This is a genomic window from Paraburkholderia suaedae, assembly GCF_040812055.1.
GTDB lineage: Bacteria > Pseudomonadota > Gammaproteobacteria > Burkholderiales > Burkholderiaceae > Paraburkholderia.
The window spans coordinates 225,102-247,990 of record NZ_JBFOAH010000007.1; the positions used below are offsets into that span (position 1 = coordinate 225,102).

The 22,889-nt window shown below is 62.2% G+C and carries 17 protein-coding genes; 11 read left to right on the forward strand and 6 right to left on the reverse strand.

Going from position 1 to position 22,889, the window contains the following annotated elements; all coding sequences use genetic code 11:
* Positions 1–70 precede the first annotated feature (70 nt).
* On the forward strand, positions 71–1,660 hold the full coding sequence (locus tag ABQJ48_RS13170) for an aspartate:alanine exchanger family transporter (RefSeq protein ID WP_367838443.1): 1,590 nt from the start codon (positions 71–73) through the stop codon (positions 1,658–1,660).
* A 56-nt stretch (positions 1,661–1,716) separates the two neighbouring features.
* Positions 1,717–2,712, forward strand: a complete 996-nt coding sequence (locus ABQJ48_RS13175; protein ID WP_367838444.1) for a 2-hydroxyacid dehydrogenase — start codon at positions 1,717–1,719, stop codon at positions 2,710–2,712.
* Between the two features lie 148 nt (positions 2,713–2,860).
* Here the strand turns inward: ABQJ48_RS13175 and ABQJ48_RS13180 are convergent, their stop codons facing one another.
* From ABQJ48_RS13180 to ABQJ48_RS13190, 3 genes are read right to left on the reverse strand one after another with little or no spacing between them, the layout of a single operon-like run.
* Positions 2,861–6,511, reverse strand: coding sequence for a hydantoinase B/oxoprolinase family protein (locus ABQJ48_RS13180; protein WP_367838445.1), 3,651 nt, complete (start codon positions 6,509–6,511; stop codon positions 2,861–2,863).
* A 31-nt stretch (positions 6,512–6,542) separates the two neighbouring features.
* Positions 6,543–7,850 carry an MFS transporter gene (locus ABQJ48_RS13185; RefSeq protein WP_367838446.1) on the reverse strand — a complete coding sequence of 436 codons (1,308 nt, stop codon included), beginning with the start codon at positions 7,848–7,850 and terminating at the stop codon, positions 6,543–6,545.
* Positions 7,851–7,882: 32 nt separating this feature from the next.
* Complete coding sequence (locus ABQJ48_RS13190) at positions 7,883–8,653, reverse strand: putative hydro-lyase (protein WP_367838447.1); 771 nt, start codon at positions 8,651–8,653, stop codon at positions 7,883–7,885.
* A 356-nt stretch (positions 8,654–9,009) separates the two neighbouring features.
* Between ABQJ48_RS13190 and ABQJ48_RS13195 the strand changes: the two genes are divergently transcribed.
* Positions 9,010–9,942 carry a LysR family transcriptional regulator gene (locus ABQJ48_RS13195; protein ID WP_367838448.1) on the forward strand — a complete coding sequence of 311 codons (933 nt, stop codon included), beginning with the start codon at positions 9,010–9,012 and terminating at the stop codon, positions 9,940–9,942.
* A gap of 106 nt (positions 9,943–10,048) precedes the next feature.
* Here ABQJ48_RS13195 and ABQJ48_RS13200 read toward each other — a convergent pair whose 3' ends face one another.
* From ABQJ48_RS13200 to ABQJ48_RS13210, 3 genes are all read right to left on the reverse strand, one after another.
* Positions 10,049–10,183: a hypothetical protein gene (locus ABQJ48_RS13200; RefSeq protein ID WP_367838449.1), complete on the reverse strand. Its 135-nt coding sequence runs from the start codon at positions 10,181–10,183 to the stop codon at positions 10,049–10,051.
* Between the two features lie 336 nt (positions 10,184–10,519).
* Complete coding sequence (locus ABQJ48_RS13205) at positions 10,520–10,918, reverse strand: hypothetical protein (protein ID WP_367838450.1); 399 nt, start codon at positions 10,916–10,918, stop codon at positions 10,520–10,522.
* A gap of 223 nt (positions 10,919–11,141) precedes the next feature.
* Positions 11,142–11,789: a potassium channel family protein gene (locus ABQJ48_RS13210; protein ID WP_367838451.1), complete on the reverse strand. Its 648-nt coding sequence runs from the start codon at positions 11,787–11,789 to the stop codon at positions 11,142–11,144.
* Between the two features lie 762 nt (positions 11,790–12,551).
* Here ABQJ48_RS13210 and ABQJ48_RS13215 point away from each other — a divergent pair.
* The 8 genes from ABQJ48_RS13215 to ABQJ48_RS13250 all read left to right on the forward strand — a co-directional run bounded on the left by ABQJ48_RS13215 (position 12,552) and on the right by ABQJ48_RS13250 (position 22,810).
* Positions 12,552–14,279, forward strand: a complete 1,728-nt coding sequence (locus ABQJ48_RS13215; RefSeq protein ID WP_367838452.1) for a SulP family inorganic anion transporter — start codon at positions 12,552–12,554, stop codon at positions 14,277–14,279.
* Positions 14,280–14,597: 318 nt separating this feature from the next.
* Entirely contained in the window at positions 14,598–15,686 is a 1,089-nt protein-coding gene (locus ABQJ48_RS13220; protein WP_367838453.1) for an AI-2E family transporter, read from the forward strand.
* Between the two features lie 29 nt (positions 15,687–15,715).
* Positions 15,716–17,266, forward strand: coding sequence for a TolC family protein (locus tag ABQJ48_RS13225; protein ID WP_367838454.1), 1,551 nt, complete (start codon positions 15,716–15,718; stop codon positions 17,264–17,266).
* Complete coding sequence (locus ABQJ48_RS13230) at positions 17,263–18,390, forward strand: HlyD family secretion protein (protein WP_367838455.1); 1,128 nt, start codon at positions 17,263–17,265, stop codon at positions 18,388–18,390. The genes ABQJ48_RS13225 and ABQJ48_RS13230 overlap by 4 nt, the downstream gene beginning before the upstream one ends.
* The gene (locus tag ABQJ48_RS13235) at positions 18,380–19,411 is read left to right on the forward strand and encodes a DUF2955 domain-containing protein (RefSeq protein ID WP_367838456.1); all 1,032 of its coding nucleotides are present in this window, start codon (positions 18,380–18,382) and stop codon (positions 19,409–19,411) included. The genes ABQJ48_RS13230 and ABQJ48_RS13235 overlap by 11 nt, the downstream gene beginning before the upstream one ends.
* A 109-nt stretch (positions 19,412–19,520) precedes the next feature.
* Positions 19,521–19,961 (forward strand): ion channel, encoded by a 441-nt coding sequence (locus ABQJ48_RS13240; RefSeq protein WP_367838457.1) that lies wholly within the window; start codon positions 19,521–19,523, stop codon positions 19,959–19,961.
* 70 nt (positions 19,962–20,031) lie between these two features.
* Positions 20,032–21,288 carry a lactate/malate family dehydrogenase gene (locus ABQJ48_RS13245; RefSeq protein ID WP_367838458.1) on the forward strand — a complete coding sequence of 419 codons (1,257 nt, stop codon included), beginning with the start codon at positions 20,032–20,034 and terminating at the stop codon, positions 21,286–21,288.
* Between the two features lie 55 nt (positions 21,289–21,343).
* Positions 21,344–22,810, forward strand: a complete 1,467-nt coding sequence (locus tag ABQJ48_RS13250) for a DASS family sodium-coupled anion symporter (RefSeq protein ID WP_367838459.1) — start codon at positions 21,344–21,346, stop codon at positions 22,808–22,810.
* The last annotated feature ends 79 nt before the right edge of the window (positions 22,811–22,889 follow it).

A 22,889-nucleotide genomic window follows, 5' to 3' on the forward strand; every position in this document is an offset into this window, starting at 1 on the left:
AACGGTCGGCGGCAAAGTGACTTCAACGTTCATCTACTGCTGCATTGGTTTCATATCTTGAGGGGGCGGCATGGACGCACTCAGAACCTTCGTCGAAAGTCAGCCGCTGTTTGCGCTCTTTTTGACCATTGCGGTCGGCTACCTGGTCGGCGAGATCAATGTGAAAGGTGTGGCGCTCGGCTCCGGGGCCGTGCTCTTCGTTGGACTGGCGCTTGGCGCGTTCGCGCCGAAATCCACGCCGCCGGCTTTGCTGGGCACACTGGGTTTGTTGATGTTTCTTTATGGCATCGGCATTCAGTACGGGGCGCAGTTCTTTCGCGGGCTCACGAGCCGCGAGGGGCTCAAGGCCAATGTAGCCGCATGTCTCGGCGTCATCGTTTCCGGTCTCGTAGCGTGCGCGTTCATCCACTTCGGCATCACGCTCGCCGACTCCCTCGGCATGTTCGCGGGCAGCGGCACCAGCACGGCGAGCCTTCAGGTTGCCATCGCGTCGATGAAAAGCAGCGATGCCGCGGTGGCCTATAGCGTGACCTATCCGTTCGGCGTGGCCGGGCCGATTCTGTTCATCTATGCACTGAACCTGGTCCTCAAAGTCCAGATTCGCAAGCCGCCTGAAAAGTTGCTGGAGACTGCGGAAATCGCGCTGCGCAATGCGAGCCTTATTGGTCTGCGGCTGTCGGAGCTTTTGACACGGCTGCCTGCGGGGGTGGCTATCGCGGCCGTGCGGCGCGCGCATCACAACCAGCTCCCCACCGACGATCTCCTTCTGCGCGCTGACGACGTCCTGCTCGTCACCGCCACCGATCCGCGCCTGCTCGACGAAGCAACGGCGCTGTGCGGGGAGTTGCAGCCGGGACGTATCACGAGTCATCGAGAGGATGTGGACTACATGCGGGTGTTCGCTTCTAATCCGTCGGTGGTCGGCATGCCGCTTGGCAGTCTCCGTTTCCCGGACGGTGTGAACTGCGCGGTCGCGCACGTGCGGCGCGGCGATACCGATCTGCTGTCTACGCCGGACCTCGTTCTCGAAGCGGGCGACCGGGTCGGCCTGCTCGTCAATCGTGCGCATCAGGCAAGCGTTCGCGCATTCTTCGGCGATTCCATCAAGAGCACGGCCGAACTGAGTTTCATTTCTTTGGGCATAGGCGCGGCGGCGGGACTGCTGGTCGGCGCGATCCCGCTGCGCTTCCCGGGTCTCGGCGCGTTCACGCTGGGTCTCGCGGCGTTGCTGCTGGTCGCGCTGTGCCTCGGCAAGGCGCGCCGCAGCGGACCGTTCGTGTGGGTGATGCCGCTTTCGGCGAATCTCGTGCTTCGCAATCTCGGACTCACCATTTTCCTCGCGCAGGTGGGCATCTCCTGCGGACCCAAGTTCGTCGCGACCGTGGGCACCGCCGGACCGCTGCTGCTTCTTTATGGCGCGGTCACGCTGTTGGTGCTCGTCGGGGTTACGGCGATCTGCTGCCTGTGGGTCTTCAAGCTGTCTTTCGATACGTCGGTCGGCGTGATCTGCGGCGCGACCGGCAACCCGGCGATTCTCGCCTTCGCCAATCGCGTTGCGCCGACGGATCAGCCCGACATCATGTACGCGATGATTTTCCCGTCGATGACCATCGTCAAGGTGCTTTTCGTACAGATCGCCATAGCGATTGCAGCCGGCTAGACGAAGCTGCGCCGCACGCGAACGAACGTCCACCCCGGATATTGAAGGAGTCGATCATGGAAGTAGCGATATTTAGCTCGACACGCTATGAACGCCGGTATCTCGATGAGGCCAACCATAGCGGCGAACACAAGCTGCATTACTACGACGCGTTGCTGGATACGGATACCGTTGGCCTTGCCGCTGGCTATGGCGCCGTGTGCATCTTCGTCAACGATAAAGCGGACGCGCAGGTACTGGCCGCGCTGCACAAGGGTGGCACACGTCTGGTGGCTTTGCGCTGCACGGGCTTTAACAACGTCGATCTCGCCGCTGCGGACAAGCTCGGCATCAAGGTGGTGCGCGTCGTGACGTATTCGCCGAACTCCGTGGCGGAGCATGCGGTAGCGCTGCTGCTCGCCATCAACCGAAAGGTGCACCGTGCATACAATCGCACGCGTGATTCCAATTTCTCGCTGGACGGCCTGACCGGCTTCGACCTCTGCGGCAAGACGGTCGCGGTGGTCGGAACGGGCAAAATCGGCTGCGTGTTCGCGAAGATCATGCTCGGCTTCGGCTGCAGGGTCATCGGTTTCGATCCGTACCCGTCGGCGGAATTCGAGGCGCTCGGCCTGAGCTACGCGAAGCCCGGCGAGATCGGCGAACAAGCCGACATTATTTCCCTGCATTGCCCGCTCACTCCCACGACACACCACGTGATCAATTCGGAAACGCTCGCACGCGCGAAGCGGGGCGCAATACTCATCAACACTAGCCGCGGAGGGCTACTCGACACCGAGGCAGCCATCGAAGCGTTAAAGACCGGCCAGCTCGGCGGGCTTGGAATCGACGTGTATGAGCAGGAGGGCAATCTCTTCTTTCGCGACCTCTCGGGCGAGATCATCACCGACGACGTCTTGCAGCGCCTCGTGTCGTTCCCCAACGTCATTGTGACCGGACATCAGGCGTATCTTACGCACGAGGCATTGACGACCATTTGCGAAACCACGCTCGAAAGCGTCTCGGCGTTCGAGCACAATCGGCCTTTGCAGAACGAAGTGAAGATCCAGTAGGGCGAATGCTATCGAGCACGCGTTCACGGTGTGGGTCGATCGTGATCTGGGACTTGAGCGCGACATGGATTTCGCGCGCTTGCACTGGACCACGAACAGAAAGTGCCAATCCAGCCTCGCACGGCGCGAGGCTGAATGCACGTTGAACTTATTCGCCGTCTGACGCCGCTCCATATCCGCCGCCGCCAGGCGTCTGAATCACGAAAACGTCGCCGGCGCTCATCTGCACCTGATGACGCGCGCCGAAAGTTTCACGCTCACGCGAACCGGCCCGTTCGACCCAGTTCACGCCGAGCTTGCCCGGCGACCCGCCCGCCATGCCGAACGGCGCCACTCGCCGGCGATTGGACAGGATGACCGCGGTCATCGGTGCGAGAAAGCGGACCCGCCGCTCCGTGCCGTCGCCGCCTCGCCATTGCCCGGCGCCGCCGCTGCCGTGCCGCACGCGGAAGTCGTCGAGGCGAACCGGAAAGCGCCATTCGAGCACTTCGGGATCGGTAAGCCGTGAGTTCGTCATGTGTGTCTGCACCGCACTGCAACCCGCTGACGATGCACTCGCTCCTGCGCCTCCGCAGATCGTTTCGTAGTACTGATATTGCTCGTTGCCGAACGTGAAGTTGTTCATCGTGCCCTGGGCGCCCGCCATCACGCCGAGCGCGCCATACAGCGCGTCGGTCACGACCTGCGACGTCTCGACGTTACCGGCGACGACCGCCGCCGGATAGCGCGGATTGAGCATCGAGCCTGCCGGAATGCGAATGTCCAGCGGCTTCAGACATCCGGCGTTCAGCGGAATGTCATCGTCCACGAGCGTGCGGAACACGTACAGCACGGCCGCCTTGCAGATCGCGGACGGCGCGTTGTAGTTGGTCGGCTGCTGTTCGCTCGTCCCCTCGAAATCGATCACGGCCGAACGCGTCTCGCGGTCGATCGTCACCGCCACGACAATCTTCGCGCCGTCGTCGAGTTCGTATTCGAAGCGTCCGTCCTTGAGCACGGACAGCGTGCGCCGTACGACCTCCTCGGCGTTGTCCTGCACATGTTGCATGTATGCCCGCACCACGTCGAGTCCGAACTGCCTGCACATGCGGTCGAGTTCCTGCGCGCCCTTCGTGCATGCCGCGATCTGCGCCCGCAGGTCGGCGATGTTCTGTTCGACGTTGCGAACCGGATAACGGCCGGAAGTGAGTAACTCACGTATTTCGCCTTCGAGAAAGCGGCCCTGCGCCACCAGTTGCACGTTATCGAGCAGCACGCCTTCCTGATCGACGTGCGTCGAGTCGGGCGGCATCGAGCCCGGCGAGATGCCGCCGATATCCGCGTGATGGCCGCGCGCCGCGACATAGAACGTCGGCGCTGCGTGCTCGTCGACGAACACCGGCATGACCACGGTCACGTCCGGCAGATGCGTGCCGCCGCCATACGGCGCGTTAAGCACATACACATCGCCGGACTGCATGGTGTCGGCACGCCGCTCGATGATGGTCTGCACGCTTTCGCCCATCGAGCCGAGGTGGACCGGCATGTGCGGCGCGTTGGCGATCAGGTTGCCGCCGGCGTCGAACAGCGCACACGAGAAGTCGAGCCGCTCCTTGATGTTGACCGAGTACGACGTGTTCGCCAGCGTCACGCCCATCTGCTCGGCGATGGACATGAACAGGTTGTTGAACACTTCGAGCAAGACCGGATCGGCTTGCGTGCCGATCGGATGACGGTTGACGAGCGCGCTCGTGCGATTGACCACCAGGTGATTGTGCCCGCTGACCTCGACTTGCCAGCCCGGTTCGATGACGGTCGTTCCGGTCTTTTCGCTGACGATGGCCGGACCGTCGATACTTGCGCCGGGTGCGAGCGATTCGCGATCGAACACAGGCGTGTCGTGCCACTCGCCGCCTGAAAACACCCGTGTCATGGCGAACGGTTCGGGATTCGTGGAAGCACCCTCGGTGAGGGGCCAATGTTCGTCCTCGACCTCGTGCGCCTGGCCGATCGCCTCCACGGCGACGGCTTCGATAACCAGTGCCTTGTTCGGCATCAGGAAACCGTAACGGGCGCGGTACAGACGTTCGAACGTCGCGACAATCGCCGGTGCGTCGTTGCTGAATTCGATTTCGAGCGTGGTGTCGGTGCCTTCGTATTTGACGTGAAGCGTGCGGCGCAGCGTGATGCAGTCGCTCGCGATGCGCTGCTGCGCGACTTCGCTGCGCGCCGCGGCTTCCAGCGGCGTGAACGCGTCCTCGCAAGCGGCGAGCGACGCGCCGTCGAGCCGCGTTTCGACCGCTTGCTGACGCAGCGCGCGCACGTCGGCGAGACCCATCCCGTACGCCGACAGCACGCCCGCGAGCGGGTGGATGAACACGCGCGTCATGCCGAGCGCGTCCGCAACGAGGCAGGCATGCTGACCGCCCGCGCCGCCGAAGCAGGCGAGCGTGTACTTCGTCACGTCGTAGCCGCGCTGCACCGAGATCTGCTTGATCGCATTCGCCATGTTCTCCACGGCGATCTTCAGAAAGCCTTCGGCGATGTCGGCCGGCGAGCGGGCGATGCCCGTGGCGTCCTCGACCTGCGCCGCAATCTCCACGAATTTGCGCTGCACGACAGCGGCATCGAGCGGCAAGTTGCCCTCGGGGCCGAACACGTGAGGAAACCATTGCGCGCTGATCTTGCCGGTCATCACGTTGCAATCGGTGACGGTCAGCGGGCCGCCGCGCCGGTACGATGCCGGCCCCGGATTCGCGCCGGCGCTCTCGGGGCCCACGCGCAAGCGCGCGCCGTCGAAACTGCAGATCGAGCCGCCGCCCGCAGCAACCGTGTGGATTTTCATCATCGGGGCGCGGATGCGAACGCCGGCCACTTCCGTCGCGAACTCACGCTCGTACTCGCCCGCGTAGTGCGTCACATCGGTCGACGTGCCGCCCATGTCGAAACCGATGATCGACTCGAAGCCCGCGAGCTTCGACACCTGCGCCGCACCCACGATGCCGCCCGCGGGACCGGAAAGGATCGCGTCCTTGCCCTGGAAGCGGTGCGCGTCGGTGAGGCCGCCGTTGCTCTGCATGAACTGCAGCGGCACCGCGCCCAGATCGCTTTCCACTTGCTGAACGTAGTGGCGCAGAATCGGCGACAGATACGCGTCCACGACGGTCGTGTCGCCGCGCGAGACCAGCTTCATCAGCGGACTGACCTCGTGGCTCACGGAGATCTGCGTGTAGCCGATGTCCTGCGCGATTGCCTTGAGCTTGCGTTCGTGTTCGGTGTAGCGGTAGCCGTGCATCAGCACGATTGCGCAGGAACGGATGCCGCTGTCATAGGCCTGCCGCAACGCCGCGCAAGCCTGGTCCGTATCCAGTTCGCGCACCACTTCACCGCGTGCGCCGATCCGCTCGTCGATCTCCACGACGCGCTGATAGAGCAGCGTCGGCAATTCGATGTTGCGCACGAACAGCTTCGGACGGCTCTGATACGCGATTCGCAACGCGTCGGCAAAACCCTTTGTGATCGCGAGCACCGTTGGCGCGCCCTTGCGTTCGAGCAGTGCATTGGTGGCGACCGTCGTGCCCATTCGCACGCTGTCGATCAGATGCGCCGGCACCGGCTCATCTGCCCCGACGCCCAGCAATTCGCGGATGCCCTGCACCGCGGAATCCCGGTATCGTTCCGGGTTTTCCGACAGCACTTTGTGCGTGACGATCTGCCCATCCGGCCGGCGCGCGACGATGTCGGTGAAGGTGCCCCCGCGGTCGATCCAGAATTGCCAGCGGCGATCGCGCGGTAGCTGAGAGTGGGCTTGATGTGTCATCAGAAGGTACCTCCGGTGAATAATGGGGTGCTCACGATTCGAGCTGCGCGCCGCGCGTCTCGGGCAGCGTCAGGGCCGCGAGAATCACGACGCCGTAGGCGGCCGCAGCGAACGTGCCGATCGCGACGCCGAGCGCCATTTTTTGCGCGACGAAGCCGATCAGAAACGGGAAGGTCGCGCCGACCGCGCGGCCGAAGTTGTAGCAAAAGCCTTGTCCCGAGCCGCGAATTCGCGTGGGAAACAGTTCGGTCATGAATGCGCCCATCCCGGCGAAGATGCCCGAGGCGAAAAAGCCGAGCGGGAAGCCGAGCACGAGCAGCAGCGCGTTGCTCATCTGCACGCGGGTATAGACGAGGGCGATCGCCATCGAGGCGATCGAGAACACGATGAAGTTCAGCTTGCGGCCGAAGCGGTCGCTGAGAAAAGCGCCGCACAGGTAGCCCGAATAAGAGCCGGCGATAATCACCGCGAGATAGCCGCCCGTGCCGACCACGCTCAGGTGCTGCTCGGTCTTGAGGTAGGTGGGCAGCCAGGTGGTGATCGCGTAGTAGCCGCCCTGCGTACCGGTGGCTAGGATCGCGGTGCGCACGGTGGTCAGCCAGACGCCAGGGCCGAAGATCTCGAAGAACGAGCTCGTGTGGCCGGCTTGCGCGTCACGCTGCTTCTGTTGCAGGTGGATTTCGGGTTCCTTCACGAAGCGGCGGATGAAGATGACGAACGGCGCGGGCAGGACACCGAGCGCGAACAACGCGCGCCATGCGAGCTCGCCTGGCAACAGCGAAAACACCAGCGTATAGAGTCCCGCCGACGCCGCCCAGCCGATCGCCCAGCCCGCCTGCACCATGCCGACTGCCTTGCCGCGATCGCGCGGCCGGATCACTTCGCCGATCAGCACGGCGCCGGCGGTCCATTCACCGCCGAAGCCGAAACCCATCAACCCGCGCGCGACCAGAAGCTGGCTGTAGTTCTGCGCGAACGCGCACAGCAGCGTGAAAAAGGCGAACCAGACGATGGTGATCTGCAGCGTCTTGACCCGGCCGATGCGGTCGGAAAGAATGCCGGCGACCCAGCCGCCGAGCGCCGAAGTCAGCAGCGTGACCGTGCCGATCAAGCCGGCTTCGCCCTTGCTGAGACTCCACGTCGCGATCAGCGTCGGAATGACGAAGCTGAGAAATTGCGTGTCCATGGCATCGAGCGCATAGCCGATCTTGCAGCTCCAGAACGCCCGTCGATCGCTCGCGTTGGTGTGCCGATACCAGCCGAACATGCCGCGGCTCGCGGTGGTGTCCGCCATTGCGTCCTCGGCGGGCGTGCTTACGTACTGCGCTTCCGTATTCATGCGTTTCTCGTGTGAGGCGGCCAAGCCGTGCGTCAGAACACCGCGAGCGATGCGTTGGGGATGTCGGTGACCAGCATGTGGCCGGGACGATGTGCGATCGCGAACGGCAGCCGTGCGCTTTCAATGGCGCTTTGAGGCGTCACGCCGCAGGCCCAGAAGACCGGCAGCTCGTGTGCATGGATCGCTACCGGATCACCGAAATCAGGGCTCGACAGCGCCTCGATGCCCAGTACCGTCGGATTGCCGATGTGCACCGGCGCGCCATGCACCGACGGAAACCGGCTCGTGATCTGCACCGCGCGAATCGCATGGGCGCCGCTCATCGGCCGCATGGAGACGACGAGCCGGCCACCGAATGGCCCCGCCGCCTGATTCGCGACGTTGGTCCGGTACATCGGCACGTTGACGCCTTCGTCCACGTGACGCAACGGAATGCGCTCACGCGCGAGCATCTGCTCGAACGAGAATGAGCAGCCGATCGCGAATACGACCAGATCGTCGCGCCATACTTCACGGATGTCGGCGGGCTGCTCACACAGAACGCCGTCGCGATAGACGTTGTAGCCGGGGACATCGGTGCGGATGTCGAGATCGCGGCCCAGCGTCGGCAGATCGAATTGCCCCGGTTCACCGACGCCGAGCAGCGGGCAGGCTTTCGGATTGCGCAGACAGAAGCGCATGAAGTCCTCTGCGTAGGCGCTCGGGAGAATGGCGAGATTGGCCTGCGCGAAGTCGCCGCAATAACCGGCCGTGGGCCCTGAAAATTCTCTGCGGCGAACTTGCTGGCGAAAGGTGTGTGGCATGACGGCAATTCCGTTGGTGAGTGCGATGTCATGCAGATTAGGACCAACAAAATAGCTGCGCCAGCGAGTAATTCGTGCCGCTGTTGTTCAGGTTTTCCTAACGATTTCGTGCGGGTTTTTACGTAGCGGGTCGTTGGCTACGCGTCGGGTTAAGCACTTGGGCGAAGCCTCGAAAGCCCCAGTGGCTAGGGCTTTCCAGCGAACAAAGCATGGCTGCGTCAATGCTTTCGGAACACGCGGCGGTGCTTCGAAATACCGACTACAAAAGCGGTCGATTTCGCGTAAAAAGGGTTTTTTGTTAAGGCATACTGCAAGCTGGAGACGACCGGAAACTTCGCCCATCTCAAGAGCTGCCCATGAACACGCGCTTTCTCGAGACCTTCGTGACACTTGCCCAACTCGAAAGCTTTCGAGCCACGGCGCGGGTGCTGCATGCGACCCCAGCGACGATTTCGCTGCGCATCCGCTCATTGGAGGACGAACTCAAGACGGAACTTGTCGACCGTTCGACAACCGGTTTCCGGCTCACGCCTTCGGGCCAGAATCTGCTCGGGCCGGCGAAAAACGTCGTCAATGCCACCCGAGCGTTGCGGGAAGCGGCGGGCCAGGAAGTGGTCGTGGGCGGCAAGCTGCGCCTGGGCGTCATCGAGACGGTCGTGCATAGCTGGCTCGCGCACTATGTCACCGAGTTGAACGCCAGTTTTCCACGGCTGGAAGTGGACCTGACCGTCGATTCGAGTTCGGTCCTGCAACGGCGTCTACTGAGCGGCGATCTCGATCTTGTCATACGGGTCGAGGGCATCGACAGCACGAAGGTCGTCTCCAGCGCGATCGCCAGTTATCCGGTTCGCTGGATCGCGAAACGGGGCTTGTTGTCGAGGCGTGCGGAAGGGCTTGCGCTACGTGTGCTGGAGCGTCCGGTTCTGACGTTCGGGCGCGGCACCGCGCCGCAAGTCGCGCTCGAAAGCATCATTCATGCGCTCGCGCAGCAGCTTGGCATGCCGGCTGGGCAAACGCGCATCACGTGTTCGCCTTCGGTGGCGGCGATCGTTCAGTTGGTGCGCGACGGATACGGCGTGGCCGCCATTCCCGGCCTGTTCGTCGCGGAGGCGCTGCAGAGCGGCGAATTTATCGAGTTGCCGCTCAAACCCGTGCCGCCGCCGATCATCGTGTCGATGTGCAAGCCCGTGAACGCGAGTCCGATGATTCATGCTGCCGCAAATGCCGCGCAGCTGGCGTGCTCGGCGTATTGCCAGACGCGGCGCAAAGATATGGTCGAGGCGCTTTAAGATGTCTTGAACACAGTTACCATTCGTGCGATCAGGATTTGTTGCGGCGACACGTTTTTATTAGTTCACCTTATCGTGTGCTTATGACGCGAAAGAAAGACCGCATTCAAACGGTTCGGCGCGAGCCCTTCGCGCTCGGCTCGCGGTGCGGGTCGATGGTTTCTTCCTTGCGTCGCGGCGCGGGTGTGAGAATCGAGGCGATTGCCTCGGCCGCGCGCTGTAGCGCGGACACATGTTTCATCGCAGACTCGATTGTCATGCGAGCAGACGGCGCATGAGGGACAAGGACGTTACTGGAACGACGATCGGCGTCAATACCGGCACACCGGTACCGGGGGTGAACGGTCTCAGTGCCGCACAGATGGCGACCCGATCGTCTTTCGCCGGTTACGATTTTTGGCCCCGACGGTGTCTGGGTGTTGCCGCCCGGCGCAACGCATCCCGCTTTACGCTGGCAATCTATGCCGTGAACGATCACAGCCGTTCACCATGGCGCCGCCGACCGTCAAGAATTGGAAGCATCCGCTCCCGGTTTTCCGCCGCGCAAACTCCTGCGCGCATCGGCAAGGCTCGCGCCTCAGTGGTGAACGGGCCGCACCGGTGATCCCATTGGCCGAATCACTGCGGCCTCTCGTGCCTGGATTCTTTCCGCGGACGAAGTCGTTTCACGCGGATTGGTTGCGCGGTCGTACCCGTTCATTTGTTCATGGATGACGAAGTCCGCGACTCTCATAGGGTCCATCGAGTTGCCGTCCACGTCGTACCACTCGCGAATCGAGCGATTTATTTGCGTTAGCGCGGCCACAGCAAGTAGTACGGCATCGGTCTCGGTGATCTTCCCTTCAAGATCATCTGCCAGGTAATCCGCGACACGTAGAGCCGCGTCGATTAGATTGCTGTCGTCAATCAAGTCAGTCAATACCGCATGAACCGCTGCGAGGCAGGCATCTTTGCGGGCAAGTGCGATATCCGTCATGAGGTGCTCCAGAGTCGAGGTGACCGGTTAGCGAACTTTGGCGGCCGCGTCGTAGAACAAAGCGAACGGTACTTAGGCCATCACTGCGACGACTACGGCAACGGCGATATCAGGCGCAAACATAATTTACTCCTGGTTCGCGACGCCTGGTGGGGCGCGTGCAACTACCTCTCGGTCGGCATGATCTGTCTGATAGACAATGCTCATCGAACACACTCGGTCGTCACGATTTGTCTTCGGCGGAATGACGGCGTGCGGAATGCAACGATACAAGTCGTGCGAGCACGATAGCCGGATAGAGTTGGCCAATCAGCCCCTCGAGATTTGCAAGCGATCTCGCTTGAGGCGCGACGGGCACAATGTCGCCATACCCTGCCGTGGTCAACGTCGTGAAACTGAAATAGATCCAGGTTGAGACGCTCTCTGAATTCCGGTCCAGCATTGCGGAATTGAACGCCCAGGGAACCAGGATATTGACGAGCTGATAGGCCTCCGCCCAAATAACGCCCACCAGTATGTAAAACGCGATCGCTCCATGGATCCGGTCGAATGTCACTTCTCCTGGAGCCAAAACACTCATAGCGATGGTCAGGCCGATGAGCCCCGCTGCAAGAAGAGTCGTTTCGTCGCGCATCGCCAGTGTGAGGTCGGCCGGAAATACCCAACTTGCCACTCGTACAGCGACAGCAACCAGGGCAACCAGAGCGATCAGCACGGAGGCCTTGGGTCGCTCGGTCGCCGTCACGACGCCGGTCAGAAGGATCAACGAAAGAAGCAGGTCTTGCGCGATCCGGCCCGTCGGGCTGTTCGGCTCGGTGAAAAATGGCGCGCCGAACACGGCGATCACAAGGAGCACCAGAAGCGCGGCCATGCTGACCCTGCGCAGCTGTGCGGCGCGGTCCGCGAGTCGTTGTATGCAGGACATCGCTTCTCCCGGCAAACGGCAGCAGGTTATACCATCCTTCTCGAGAATTTCAGGGAGATCTTCGGTGAACCAGAGGCTCGCCCCCCTGCAGCTTCATGTAGCGAATCCGGCATCTGCGCAGGATCGGCAGCGCACGCGCGGACGCATCAGGGTCGAGATAGCGACGCGGGCCTGCCAGCTTCTTGTCCCGCGAGGACCCGCAGAAGTCGCATGCGGCGTTGCAAAGGTTGGTTACCGATACGTCACAGACCGCAGGCAGAGGATTGCGCGGCTCGCTGCCAACACCGTGTACGTGCCGCAGATTGCGCCTGGCAGGCTGCCCTGGACTTGCCCAGCCTCAAACCTCAGTGGACGTCACCCGAGCCCCAGGTAGCGCCACGCTCGCAGGAATCGCGATTGAAACAGACAGCCCCACCGTGACGCTTTAAAGGCGACCGGACAGTAGACCACCATGCTCAGTCAGTTCTACCCGACATTACTGACGAACACGGCAAGGGCGCCGGTCCGGCGAACTCAGCACAGCGCATCTCACTCATCCGCTTCAGGCCTCGGGGAAGTGGATCAATACCAGTCTACGCACTGCCTGCCAAGGAAGTTATTGGACCTTGGTCCCATACGTCTCGCCCGCCTGGCTGGTCTATCCTTCCTTAGGAACGGCAATGCCGCACACTGCGGAGCGCCACTCTTTCAATCACAATTATCCGACGAATGCAATCCGACCGTCCTATTCCCGAAGCTGGACAGCCTGCCGTCGGGGCGACGCGATGGTTGCGTTGGCTGCCAGGCCTCGCGATGCTCAAGACGTATCGGGCTAGCTGGCTACCCAACGATCTGGCTGCCGGACTGGTGCTCACCACGATGCTGGTACCCGTCGGTATCGCCTATGCCGAGGCGTCAGGCGTTCCAGGCGTCTATGGCCTCTACGCGACCATCGTTCCGTTGCTGGCGTATGCCGTCTTTGGTCCCAGCCGGATTCTGGTGCTCGGTCCGGACTCCGCACTGGCCGCGCCAATTCTTGCCGTCGTCGTCGCTACCGCGGGCAGCGACCCCTCGCGCGCGATAGCGACAGCCAGCATGATGGCGATCGTCTCCGGGCTGTTCTGCATCGTGATGGGACTTCTGCGGCTCGGCTTCATCACGGAACTGCTTTCCAAGCCCATCCGGTACGGCTACATGAACGGCATTGCGCTGACCGTCCTGATCAGCCAGTTGCCGAAACTGTTTGCCATCTCGTTCGAGGATCGGGGACCGCTGCGCGATCTGCTGGCGCTGGGAACGGCCATCGGTGCGGGCAAAGCCAACTGGTACAGCTTCGCCGTGGGCGCGGGAAGCCTTGTGCTGATTTTATTGCTCAAGCGCTTCGAAAAAGTGCCGGGCATCCTGATCGCCGTCGTTCTGGCGACGCTCAGCGTCATCGCATTCGGGTTGGACAGCGTCGGCGTGAAGGTACTCGGCAAGATCCCGCAAGGCCTTCCATCGTTCGCATTACCCTGGGCCGGCGACGCCGATCTCGTCAAGATTCTGCTTGGCGGCTGCGCGGTTGCGCTGATCTCGTTTGCGGATACCAGCGTGTTGTCGCGAACCTTCGCTGCGCGTTTTAATATGCGCGTGGACCCAAACCAGGAGATGGTCGGTTTGGGAGCGGCCAATCTGGCCGCCGGTTTTTTTCAGGGTTTTCCGATCAGCAGCAGTTCTTCGCGCACACCCGTGGCCGAAGCAGCGGGCGCCAGAACGCAGGTGACGGGCGTGGTCGGCGCAGTGGCGGTGGCGCTGCTCCTGATCGCTGCACCGAATCTGATGCGGTATCTGCCCAATAGCGCACTGGCCGCCGTCGTCATTGCCGCCGCCCTCGGGCTGTTCGAATTTACGGATCTCAGGCGCATCTATCGAATTCAGCAATGGGAGTTCTGGCTCTCCGTTGTCTGCTTCGCCGGCGTCGCGGTTTTCGGTGCAATTCCCGGTATCTGCATTGCAATCGCGATCGCGGTGATCGAGTTTCTCTGGGATGGTTGGCGTCCCCATTACGCCATTCTCGGGCGTGTGGAAGATCTGCGCGGCTACCATGACATCAAGCGTCATCCGAATGCCACGCGGATTCCGGGGCTGCTGCTGTTTCGCTGGGACGCGCCATTGTTCTTTGCAAACGCCGAGCTTTTCCAGAAATGCCTGCTCGAAGCCGTCGTCGAGTCGACGACGCCCGTGCGCAGGATCGTAGTGGCCGCTGAGCCCGTAACCAGTATCGACGTGACCTCAGCGGACATGTTACGGGATTTGATTCGAATACTGGGCGAGCGCGATATCGCATTGCACTTCGCCGAAATGAAAGACCCGGTGCGCGACAAGCTCAGACGTTTCGAAATGATGGACATCCTCGGCGATGAGCGATTCCATCCTACCGTGGGCAGTGCAGTCGACGACTACCTCGAGCAGCCCTGAGCGCGATCGCAGGCAGACAGCGACCATGGACGGGAAGCGCCGGTATAGCTTGGCGAGTGCTTATCCGGTGTTCTCCGATTCATCGCCGCTTCGCCGAACTTCGAGGCCTTCAGAGGCTATGAGACCAAAGTCCAATTGAATATCTGAGGATCGGGTTCATAGTAGTGAAACGCCGTGCTTGGTCGATAACAAAAGCAGCCCGACTCTCTACTCGAAGATGCCGGAATATCAGGCAGTCAGTGGGTTCGAGTTTCGCGATGGTTCGTACATCACGGTGTCGCCGCCCAACCGCGACGCGACCTGGCGGGAGAACAACCTATGCTCGTACCGATCACCCAACGGACTGCGTCCAGAGAAATCCTCGATGTACTGATTCGCGCCGGACTCATTGCGGTCCTGGCGGTGTTCTGCTTTCGGATCTTCGCTCCGTTTCTCAACCTCATGGCCTGGTCGCTGATTCTTGCGATCACGCTCTATCCTCTCCAGGTCCGTCTGCGGCCGATGTTCGGCGGCAAGGATGGGCTGACCGCCACGCTGATCATCCTGGTGGCGTTCGCCGTGATTCTCGTGCCCACGTATATGTTGGGTATTGCGGTAGCCGATTCGATTGAAAATGCGATAGCTATTGCCAAAAGCGGCACGTTGCGGATTCCGCCTCCTGCGGAATCGGTGTCGAATTGGCCGCTGGTCGGCCAGCGCGTATTCGACTTCTGGCAACAGGCATCGACGGACCTGACTGGCCTTGCGCAAAGGTTCACTCCGCAGCTGAAGGAGGCGGGCCTCGCTCTGCTCGCAACGGTGACGGGCCTCGGCGCCGGCCTAGTAATATTTTTTGTCGCGCTGATCGTCGCGGGAATCCTGATGGCCCACGGTGAGACGGGCTACCACAGCGCGGTGCAAATCGCTTCGCGCATCTCGGGTCCGGAAAACGGAGCGCAGATCGCCGATCTGTGTACGGCTACCGTGCGCGCGGTGGCGCAGGGGGTGGTGGGCATCGCGTTCATCCAGATGCTGCTGATCGGCAGCGGCTTCGTCGTGATGGGGGTGCCCGGTGCCGGGCTGCTCGCGTTGGCCGTACTGCTGCTTGGCATCATGCAACTGCCGGCCACGCTGGTCACCGTTCCGGTGATCGTCTTCGTGATCGTCACACACGGCGTGAGCACCACAACGATCATCTTCTCGGTTTATATCTTCGTCGCGGGCCTCGCCGATAACGTACTCAAACCCCTGTTGCTGGGCCGCGGCGTTGCAGTGCCGATGCCCGTGGTGCTGGTCGGAGCGCTCGGCGGCATGGTGACGGGTGGCGTCATCGGGCTGTTCGTCGGGCCGGTGATGCTCGCTGTCGGTTATCAGCTGTTCTGGCGCTGGGTGAGAGACTTGCCGCACGCCGAGCAGACCCGGGAATAGCAGCAGGCCTGAAGTCAGAGGATGGCTACGTGTCATCGTTCACGCGTCCGTACCGACTCCCAGTGCTCTGCGGGGCACTCTGCCTGAGCGGATGCATGCGGGTCGGACCGGACTTTCAGCCGCAGCATGAAGCGTGGAGCGAGCACTGGAGCAGCACATCGATCACGCAGGTCACGCAGCAGGCCGCACAGCCCGATGTACGTCAATGGTGGCTGATATTTGACGACCACAACCTCGAACTCTTGATCTCGGAAGCCGACGCGAACAACGGCGACCTGAAAATCGCCGGACTGCGCGTGCTGGAGGCACGCGCCCAACTCGGCATCGCGGTCGCGGGACGCTATCCCCAGGTGCAACAGGCGAGCGCCGATGTGCTTTACTCGGCGCGCAAGCGCTCGGGCGGAGTCAATCCGCGCTCGGGGGGCTACTGGCAGTATGGCGCGGGCTTCAGCATCGGTTGGGAGCTGGATTTCTGGGGGCGTTTCAGTCGTGCGATCGAGTCGGCCGACGCCGTGTTCTTCGCCGCGCAAGCCAACCGCGACGCCGCGCTGGTTTTGTTGCACGCTCAGGTGGCGGATGCCTATTTCACGCTGCGGGTCGCGCAGGCGAGGCTGCGCATCGCTCGCGAGAATGCGCAGTTGCAAAAGCGCAGCTACGATATCGCTCAAAAGCTCTTCAAGGCCGGCGAGACCGACGAACTCGACTTCCAGCAGGCGAAAACGCAGTACCTGGGGACACTGAGCAGCATCCCCGATCTTGAAGGCCAGATCGTCCTTGCGCGGCACGCACTGTCGATCCTCATCGGACGCGCGCCGGGTCCGCTGCCGGAGATCGAGGTGCAGGCCGGCAAGGAAGGCGTAGTACCGCTAGTGGATCATGCCGTGCTGCAAGACGTGCCGGCCGATCTGCTGTTGCGGCGCCCCGACGTTCTCGCGGCCGAATATCAGATGGCTGCGCAGTCCGCTCTGATTGGCGTGGCGAAAGCGGATCTGTACCCGTCGGTATCGTTGCTCGGCTCGCTCGTGTGGACCGCCAGTTCGCTCGCGGGCGCACCGGCCACGCTGCTTTTCGCCGCGGGCCCGAGCGTGACGTGGAATGTGTTCGATTACGGCAGGATCACGAACAACGTACGTGTCCAGGACGCGCGGCTGCAACAGTTGATCGTCGCGTATCAGAACACGGTGCGCGAGGCGGCTCGGGAGGCCGATGACGCCGCCACGGCACTGATCGCCGCAGCGCAGCGCGACACCATCCTCGGTGACGCGCAAAGCGCGGCGCGGCGTTCTCTCACGCTCGCCAATGCGATCTACCGGGAAGGGTACTCGGACTTCCAGCGCGTGCTTGATGCGCAGCGTGCGCTGTTCGCGCAGGAGGACGCTTACGTGGTCAATCGCAGCAATGCAGTCGGCAGTGTGATTGCGCTTTACAAGGCACTCGGAGGAGGTTGGGACACGGCACAGCCGCTCGTCGACGCGGCGACGAGCGCGCAGATGCGGCAACGCACCGACTGGGGTGAGCTATTGAACCAAACGACGCCGTCTTCCGGTGCTGCTCGTCAAGCCGAAGGGGTGTCACGATGAGCGAGACCCAGGAGCCCCGTGCCGCCACCTCGCCAAAGCCGGCGGCGGCGTCTGCCGACCCTTCGGCAAAGGCGGTGAAATGGGTTGTCTGTCTGATCGTGCTGAGCCTCGTCTGGTATCTGCTAGCTGACCGCTTCACGCCGTACACGCATCAGGCGCGGATCCAGGCCTATGTCGTGCCTGTCGCGGCCGAGGTCTCGGGACGCGTGACCCGCGTGTACGTCCACAACAATCAGAATGTCGATGCGGGGGACCTGCTGTTCGAAGTCGACAGCGAGCCCTATCGCATTACCGCTGATCGGGCGCGCGCCGATCTCGAGTCGACGCGCCGTCAGGTCGGTGCAAGTACGGCCGGTATCGATTCGGCGCGTGCAGCGCTGCGGGCCGCCATCGCAAACGAGGTCAAGGCGCGGCAGGACAGCGACCGGCTCGAGCGGCTCTATCGCGAAGACGAGGGTACGGTCTCGCTGCGACGCCTCGAGGTCGCTCGCGCGACGCACGAGCAGGCCCAGAGCCAGGTTGAAGGAGCACGTGCCGAAGTCGAGCGCGCACGTGAGCAGCAGGGCGGCAGCGAGGCGGAGAACGCGCAGTTGCGCAGCGCCGCTGGCGCGCTGCAAAAGGCCGAGCTCGATCTCGCCAACGCGCGGATTCGGGCCCGTTCGAGTGGCGTCGTGACCGACCTACGCACCGAAGTCGGTCAGTTCGCCGCGGCGGGCAGCCCGGTCATGACGTTGATCGCGATCCGCGATGTGTGGATCAGCGCCGATATGACCGAGAACAATCTAGGCCATCTCAAACCGGGAACCCCTGTCGCAATCGCATTGGACGGGCTGCCTGGCGATGTATTCGACGGCCGGGTTCGCAGTGTCGGATTTGGCGTGAGCGTGGGGCAGAGCACGCCAGCCGGCGGCCTGCCCACGGTCCAGGATAGCCGCGATTGGCTGCGTCCCGCTCAACGTTTTCCAGTCATCGTCGAATTCGAGCAGAGCGAGCGCGCGCGTCTGCGCGATCTGCGCGTGGGAGGGCAGGCCGAAGTAATGGCATTTCCGACTCAGGGTAATCCGCTCAATCCGTTGGGACACACGTTCATCCGGCTGATGAGCTGGCTTTCCTATGTCTATTGAGAAACCGGCACAGTCCGCGAGCCAGCGCCTCGGTTATCGCGCGATACGCGTGGCCACCGGAACGGCGCTTGCACTTGTCATCAGCTTTGGACTCGATTTCCCTATCCCCGTCGTCGCGCCGGTATTCACGGTATTTCTGCTGGCGACTCAGAACTGTCCATTGTCTTTGAAGACCGGCCTGATGCTTTCTCTGGTCGTGGCGTCGACCACCGGCAGCGGCCTGCTCCTTGTTCCGTTGCTTCATCATTACGCGTTGGCCGGGGTGATGATCATCGCCTGCATGCTGTTTTTTGCGTTTCGTTATGGGCTGCGCGGCGGCAACAATCTTGTCGCGACTTTTCTGGTCGCGGGACTGACAATGATTTCCGCCGCGGGCACGGCTGACATGGAACTCGCCATGACGGTCGTCGGCGCACTGGCGAAGGGACTGCTGCTGTCGGTGCTGGTCTCGACTTTGGCTCACAGGTTGTTACCGGAACGCACGGGCGCGCGAGCACAGCCGGCCCCGCCGGTCATGACGGATGACAAGACGACTTTTATCGCGCTGCGTGCGGCGCTTGTTGTCATGCCGGCCTATCTGCTCGCGATGACCGACCCGGCAAGCTACATGCCGATCATCATGAAGTCCGTCAGTCTGGGCAGACAAACCTGCACGATCTCCGCCCGCACGGCCGCGCGCGACCTTATTGGCTCCACACTGGTCGGCGGCTTGCTCGCCATTGCGTTCTGGTTTGCGCTGAGGCTTTTCGTGCATCTGTGGATGTTCTTTCTGTGGATGCTGCTGTTCGGTCTGTTCGTGGGGCGCAAGCTCTACGGCCTCGAACCCACGCGTTGTTCGCCGGGCTTCTGGCTCAACAGTCTGGTGACGATGATCATTCTGCTGGGGCAGTCGGTACAAGACAGCGTGGCGGGCAAGGATGTCTACACCGCGTTTGCGGTGCGAATGGGGCTCTTTCTGGCTGTAACGGCCTACGCGTATTCGATGCTTCTGCTTTTTGACCAACGGCGTCGCGCCAAATGACGCGGTCCGGCATGCCGCCAGGCAGGTTCGGTGCTCTGAACTTGCGTTCCCCGCGTCCCAACCCGACGTCGTATGTCGCAGCGCGTCCCCCTTCAAGACGGAGTCAATCATGCTACATAACGTGCTGGCAGCCGCTCCGGCCATGGTCCTGTGCCTGCTGCTGCAAGCCGTGGTGGTAGCCGTCTGCCTGCGCCGGTACGCGCGCTTCCGGCGTAGCGTGAAGAGGCAGGACATGTTGTGGGTGGACGTCCTGCTATTGATAAGTGTGATGTTGCTGACCTTGCTCTGCAATTTCGCCCAGATGGCAATCTGGGCAGCGCTGTTCATGCTCCTGGGCGAGTTTTCTGATTTCACCACGGCTCTCTATCATTCCGCGGTCAACTTCATCACGCTGGGTTACGGCGACATCGTCATGTCCAAGCGCTGGCGCATGCTCGGTCCAATCGAAGCTGCCAACGGCATCCTGATGTTCGGTGTCTCGACCTCGGTCATGACGGCTGCCGTTATGGATGTGATCAAGTACCATAACGCCCGGTTGCAAGAGCAGTAGCCGTGAAATTGCTGCACAAGACTCGCTCAAGGCGATCCGGAGTGTGTGGCACGACGGTTCCGAGAGAAGGATGGGCGGCTTGGGGCGCGCGGCGTATGGGACCAAGGTCCAATATTCGTCGGTGCGCGTCGGGCATATTCTTGAACCGAGGCATTATGCTTTCCGGGCATGTCGCGTCGAGTCGTGCCCGGGGAGCGCGTGGCCGTGCGCTCCAACGCAATCCCGCCACGGGGCTGCTCTGGCCTCCTTGCACGGTGGCCGCAAAGAGAATCAGTCATGGAAGAGGCTTTCGAGGCGATCGCCCGTCCCCGTTGACGGCCTCGCGTGTCGAATGATCAGGTTCACAAAGACGGTGTATCTAGACGCGAAGGGGCACTCCATGCGTCAACCGAAAATTGTCATAGTCGGCGCAGGACTGGTTGGCGGGTCCGCGGCACTGTTTGCGGCCGTGACAATCCCGAGTGCGGAACTCGTCCTGATCGATGTTGCACGCGCGCGTGCCGAAGGACAGGCCATGGACCTCGCGCATGCCGCCGCGTTCTGGGGCGACAACCGCTTTCATGCCGGGGATTATGACGACGCGCGCGACGCGGACGTCGTCGTTATCACAGCGGGCGTCGGTGTGAAACCCGGGCAGACGCGCCTCGATCTCGCGCGTATCAATGCGGATATCACAACGGAGATCGTGGATCGCATCGCGCCATTGGCGCCCCTGGCAATCTACATTATTGCCAGCAACCCTTGCGACGTATTGGCGGGCGTCGTTCTCGATCGTCTTCGGTGTGCGAAGGAGCGGGTCATCAGCACAGGCACCTCTCTCGACACCGGCCGATTGCGCTCGCTTCTGTCCGACAGGCTGAGTGTCGTCCCAACGGCGATCCATGCTTACGTGCTGGGCGAACATGGCGAGTCGGCGCTGATTCACTGGTCCGGCGCCGCGGTCTGCGGCATGCCTCTCGAACTGTTCCTTTCAAGGAGTGGCAAAGAGCTTGGAGCGGCCAGCCGCGACCTGATCCTGCGCTCCGTGCACGAAGCGGCCAAGCTCATCAAGGAAGGCAAGGGCGCCACCCATTACGGGATCGCCAGTGCGATTGGCAGGATCTGCCAGGCCATCGTGCACAACACTGATCTGATTCTGACCGTCGGCATCGTGCATGCCGAAGTCGAAGGCGTGCCCCATGTATGTCTATCCCTGCCGATGGTGATCAATGTCAGTGGGGCGCATCTGCTCGCGTATCCCGAACTCAGTTCAGTGGAACGAGAAGCGCTGCGATGCAGCGCGCAAATCGTCAAGGAAGCGACCGACAGCTTGCTGCTCGCCCGGTAGGAGCATCAGGCGTGTTCCGGATAAACCGGACGACATCGGCAGGAGGAGATTGATCATGGCCAAGGTCTCGCCACCCGCAAGCCCCCGGACGTCCAGTCCGACGCCACCCGTCGGACACCTCGGTATTGCCTGGAAGTTTGCCGTTCCCGTGGGCATCGGCATCCTCCTGTGGTTTCTGCCCGTGCCGACGGGTCTGTCGTTGAAAGCGTGGCACATGTTCGCCGTATTCGTCGCCACCATTGCAGGCATCATGACTGCGCCGTTACCGATGGCGGCCGTGGCGATCATCGGTGCCACGGTGGGCGTCCTCGTCGGTGTCGTGTCCTTTGCCGACGTCACCAAATCGACAGGAACGGATCTGGTGTGGCTGGTGATGCTCGCCTTCTTCATTTCCCGCGGTGTGATCAAGACAGGGTTGGGTCGCCGCATCGCACTTCTGTTCATGCGGATGTTGGGCAAGCGGACAGTGGGACTGGGGTATGGCCTCGTTCTCACCGAACTCATCATCTCGCCCGCAATGCCAAGCATCACCGCCCGTGCGGGCGGCGTGATGCTGCCGATTACGCGGGCGATTGCGGAAGTACTCGGCAGTCACCCGGATCGTCCGGAAACGCGGGGCAAGGTAGGCGGTTACCTGATCCTCTGCGCGTTCCACGCGAACATCGTCGCTGCGGGCATGTTCGTTACGGCGATGGCGGGCAACCCGCTTACGGTCAAGCTGGCCGCAGCTCAGGGCGTCTCGATCAGCTGGCTGGACTGGGCAGTGGCGGCGTCCGTGCCGGGATTGCTGTGCCTCGCGATCATTCCGCTCGCCCTGTTGTGGATTGCGCCGCCGCAGGTTCGGAGCACGCCCGATGCGACCGCCCTTGCGCAAAGAGAGCTGCTCGCGATGGGCTCGATTTCTGCCAAAGAGATCATCATGGCCGTCATCTTCGTCGCGCTGCTCGTGCTGTGGATTTTTGGCGAGGATCTCGACATCGGAGCGACGCTGGCGGCGGCGCTCGGTGTTTCACTGCTGTTTATTACGGGCGTGCTCACGTGGCAGGACGCGCTGGATGAAAAATCCGCGTGGGACACCCTGATCTGGATTGGCCTGCTGATCATGCTCGCATCGAAACTCAACGAATACGGCATGGTGTCGTGGTTCGGCAAGGAGGTCGGCGTGCACCTCGCGGGCTTCCCAAGGCTGGCCGTCTATATGCTGGTGGCGGCCCTCTACTTCTACATCCACTATTTCTTCGCCAGCGCCACGGCGCATATCAGTGCGCTGTTCCCGCTGTCGATGGCGCTCATGGTCGCCGCCGGCATCCCGCCGTTCACCGCAGCCATCGCGCTCGGCATTCTGAGCAACCTCAACGGTTGCCTGACGCAGTACGGCATCGGCTCCGGCCCGGTCATGTTCGGTGCCGGCTACGTGCCGCAGGCCCTGTGGTGGAAGGCGGGCTTTCTGATGAGCATCATCTACATGGTCGTCTGGCTGGTGATCGGACCGCTGTGGTGGAAACTGCTTGGTCACATCTGATACGCGCGAAAGGACGGCTGCAAAAAGAAAATGATCGAGTACCTGAGTGCAGAGCAAAACAACCGACTGAACGCTACGG

Excerpts from the sequence above, each read along its gene's own strand:
- ABQJ48_RS13240 (WP_367838457.1), top strand. The coding sequence starts at position 19,521 with ATGCTACATAACGTGCTGGCAGCCGCTCCGGCCATGGTCCTGTGCCTG.
- ABQJ48_RS13245 (WP_367838458.1), top strand. The coding sequence starts at position 20,032 with ATGGGCGGCTTGGGGCGCGCGGCGTATGGGACCAAGGTCCAATATTCG.
- ABQJ48_RS13205 (WP_367838450.1), bottom strand. The coding sequence starts at position 10,918 with ATGACGGATATCGCACTTGCCCGCAAAGATGCCTGCCTCGCAGCGGTT.
- ABQJ48_RS13190 (WP_367838447.1), bottom strand. The coding sequence starts at position 8,653 with ATGCCACACACCTTTCGCCAGCAAGTTCGCCGCAGAGAATTTTCAGGG.
- ABQJ48_RS13200 (WP_367838449.1), bottom strand. The coding sequence starts at position 10,183 with ATGAAACATGTGTCCGCGCTACAGCGCGCGGCCGAGGCAATCGCCTCG.
- ABQJ48_RS13230 (WP_367838455.1), top strand. The coding sequence starts at position 17,263 with ATGAGCGAGACCCAGGAGCCCCGTGCCGCCACCTCGCCAAAGCCGGCG.
- ABQJ48_RS13195 (WP_367838448.1), top strand. The coding sequence starts at position 9,010 with ATGAACACGCGCTTTCTCGAGACCTTCGTGACACTTGCCCAACTCGAA.
- ABQJ48_RS13180 (WP_367838445.1), bottom strand. The coding sequence starts at position 6,511 with ATGACACATCAAGCCCACTCTCAGCTACCGCGCGATCGCCGCTGGCAA.
- ABQJ48_RS13185 (WP_367838446.1), bottom strand. The coding sequence starts at position 7,850 with ATGAATACGGAAGCGCAGTACGTAAGCACGCCCGCCGAGGACGCAATG.
- ABQJ48_RS13215 (WP_367838452.1), top strand. The coding sequence starts at position 12,552 with ATGCAATCCGACCGTCCTATTCCCGAAGCTGGACAGCCTGCCGTCGGG.
- ABQJ48_RS13220 (WP_367838453.1), top strand. The coding sequence starts at position 14,598 with ATGCTCGTACCGATCACCCAACGGACTGCGTCCAGAGAAATCCTCGAT.
- ABQJ48_RS13235 (WP_367838456.1), top strand. The coding sequence starts at position 18,380 with ATGTCTATTGAGAAACCGGCACAGTCCGCGAGCCAGCGCCTCGGTTAT.
- ABQJ48_RS13210 (WP_367838451.1), bottom strand. The coding sequence starts at position 11,789 with ATGGCCGCGCTTCTGGTGCTCCTTGTGATCGCCGTGTTCGGCGCGCCA.
- ABQJ48_RS13170 (WP_367838443.1), top strand. The coding sequence starts at position 71 with ATGGACGCACTCAGAACCTTCGTCGAAAGTCAGCCGCTGTTTGCGCTC.
- ABQJ48_RS13175 (WP_367838444.1), top strand. The coding sequence starts at position 1,717 with ATGGAAGTAGCGATATTTAGCTCGACACGCTATGAACGCCGGTATCTC.
- ABQJ48_RS13250 (WP_367838459.1), top strand. The coding sequence starts at position 21,344 with ATGGCCAAGGTCTCGCCACCCGCAAGCCCCCGGACGTCCAGTCCGACG.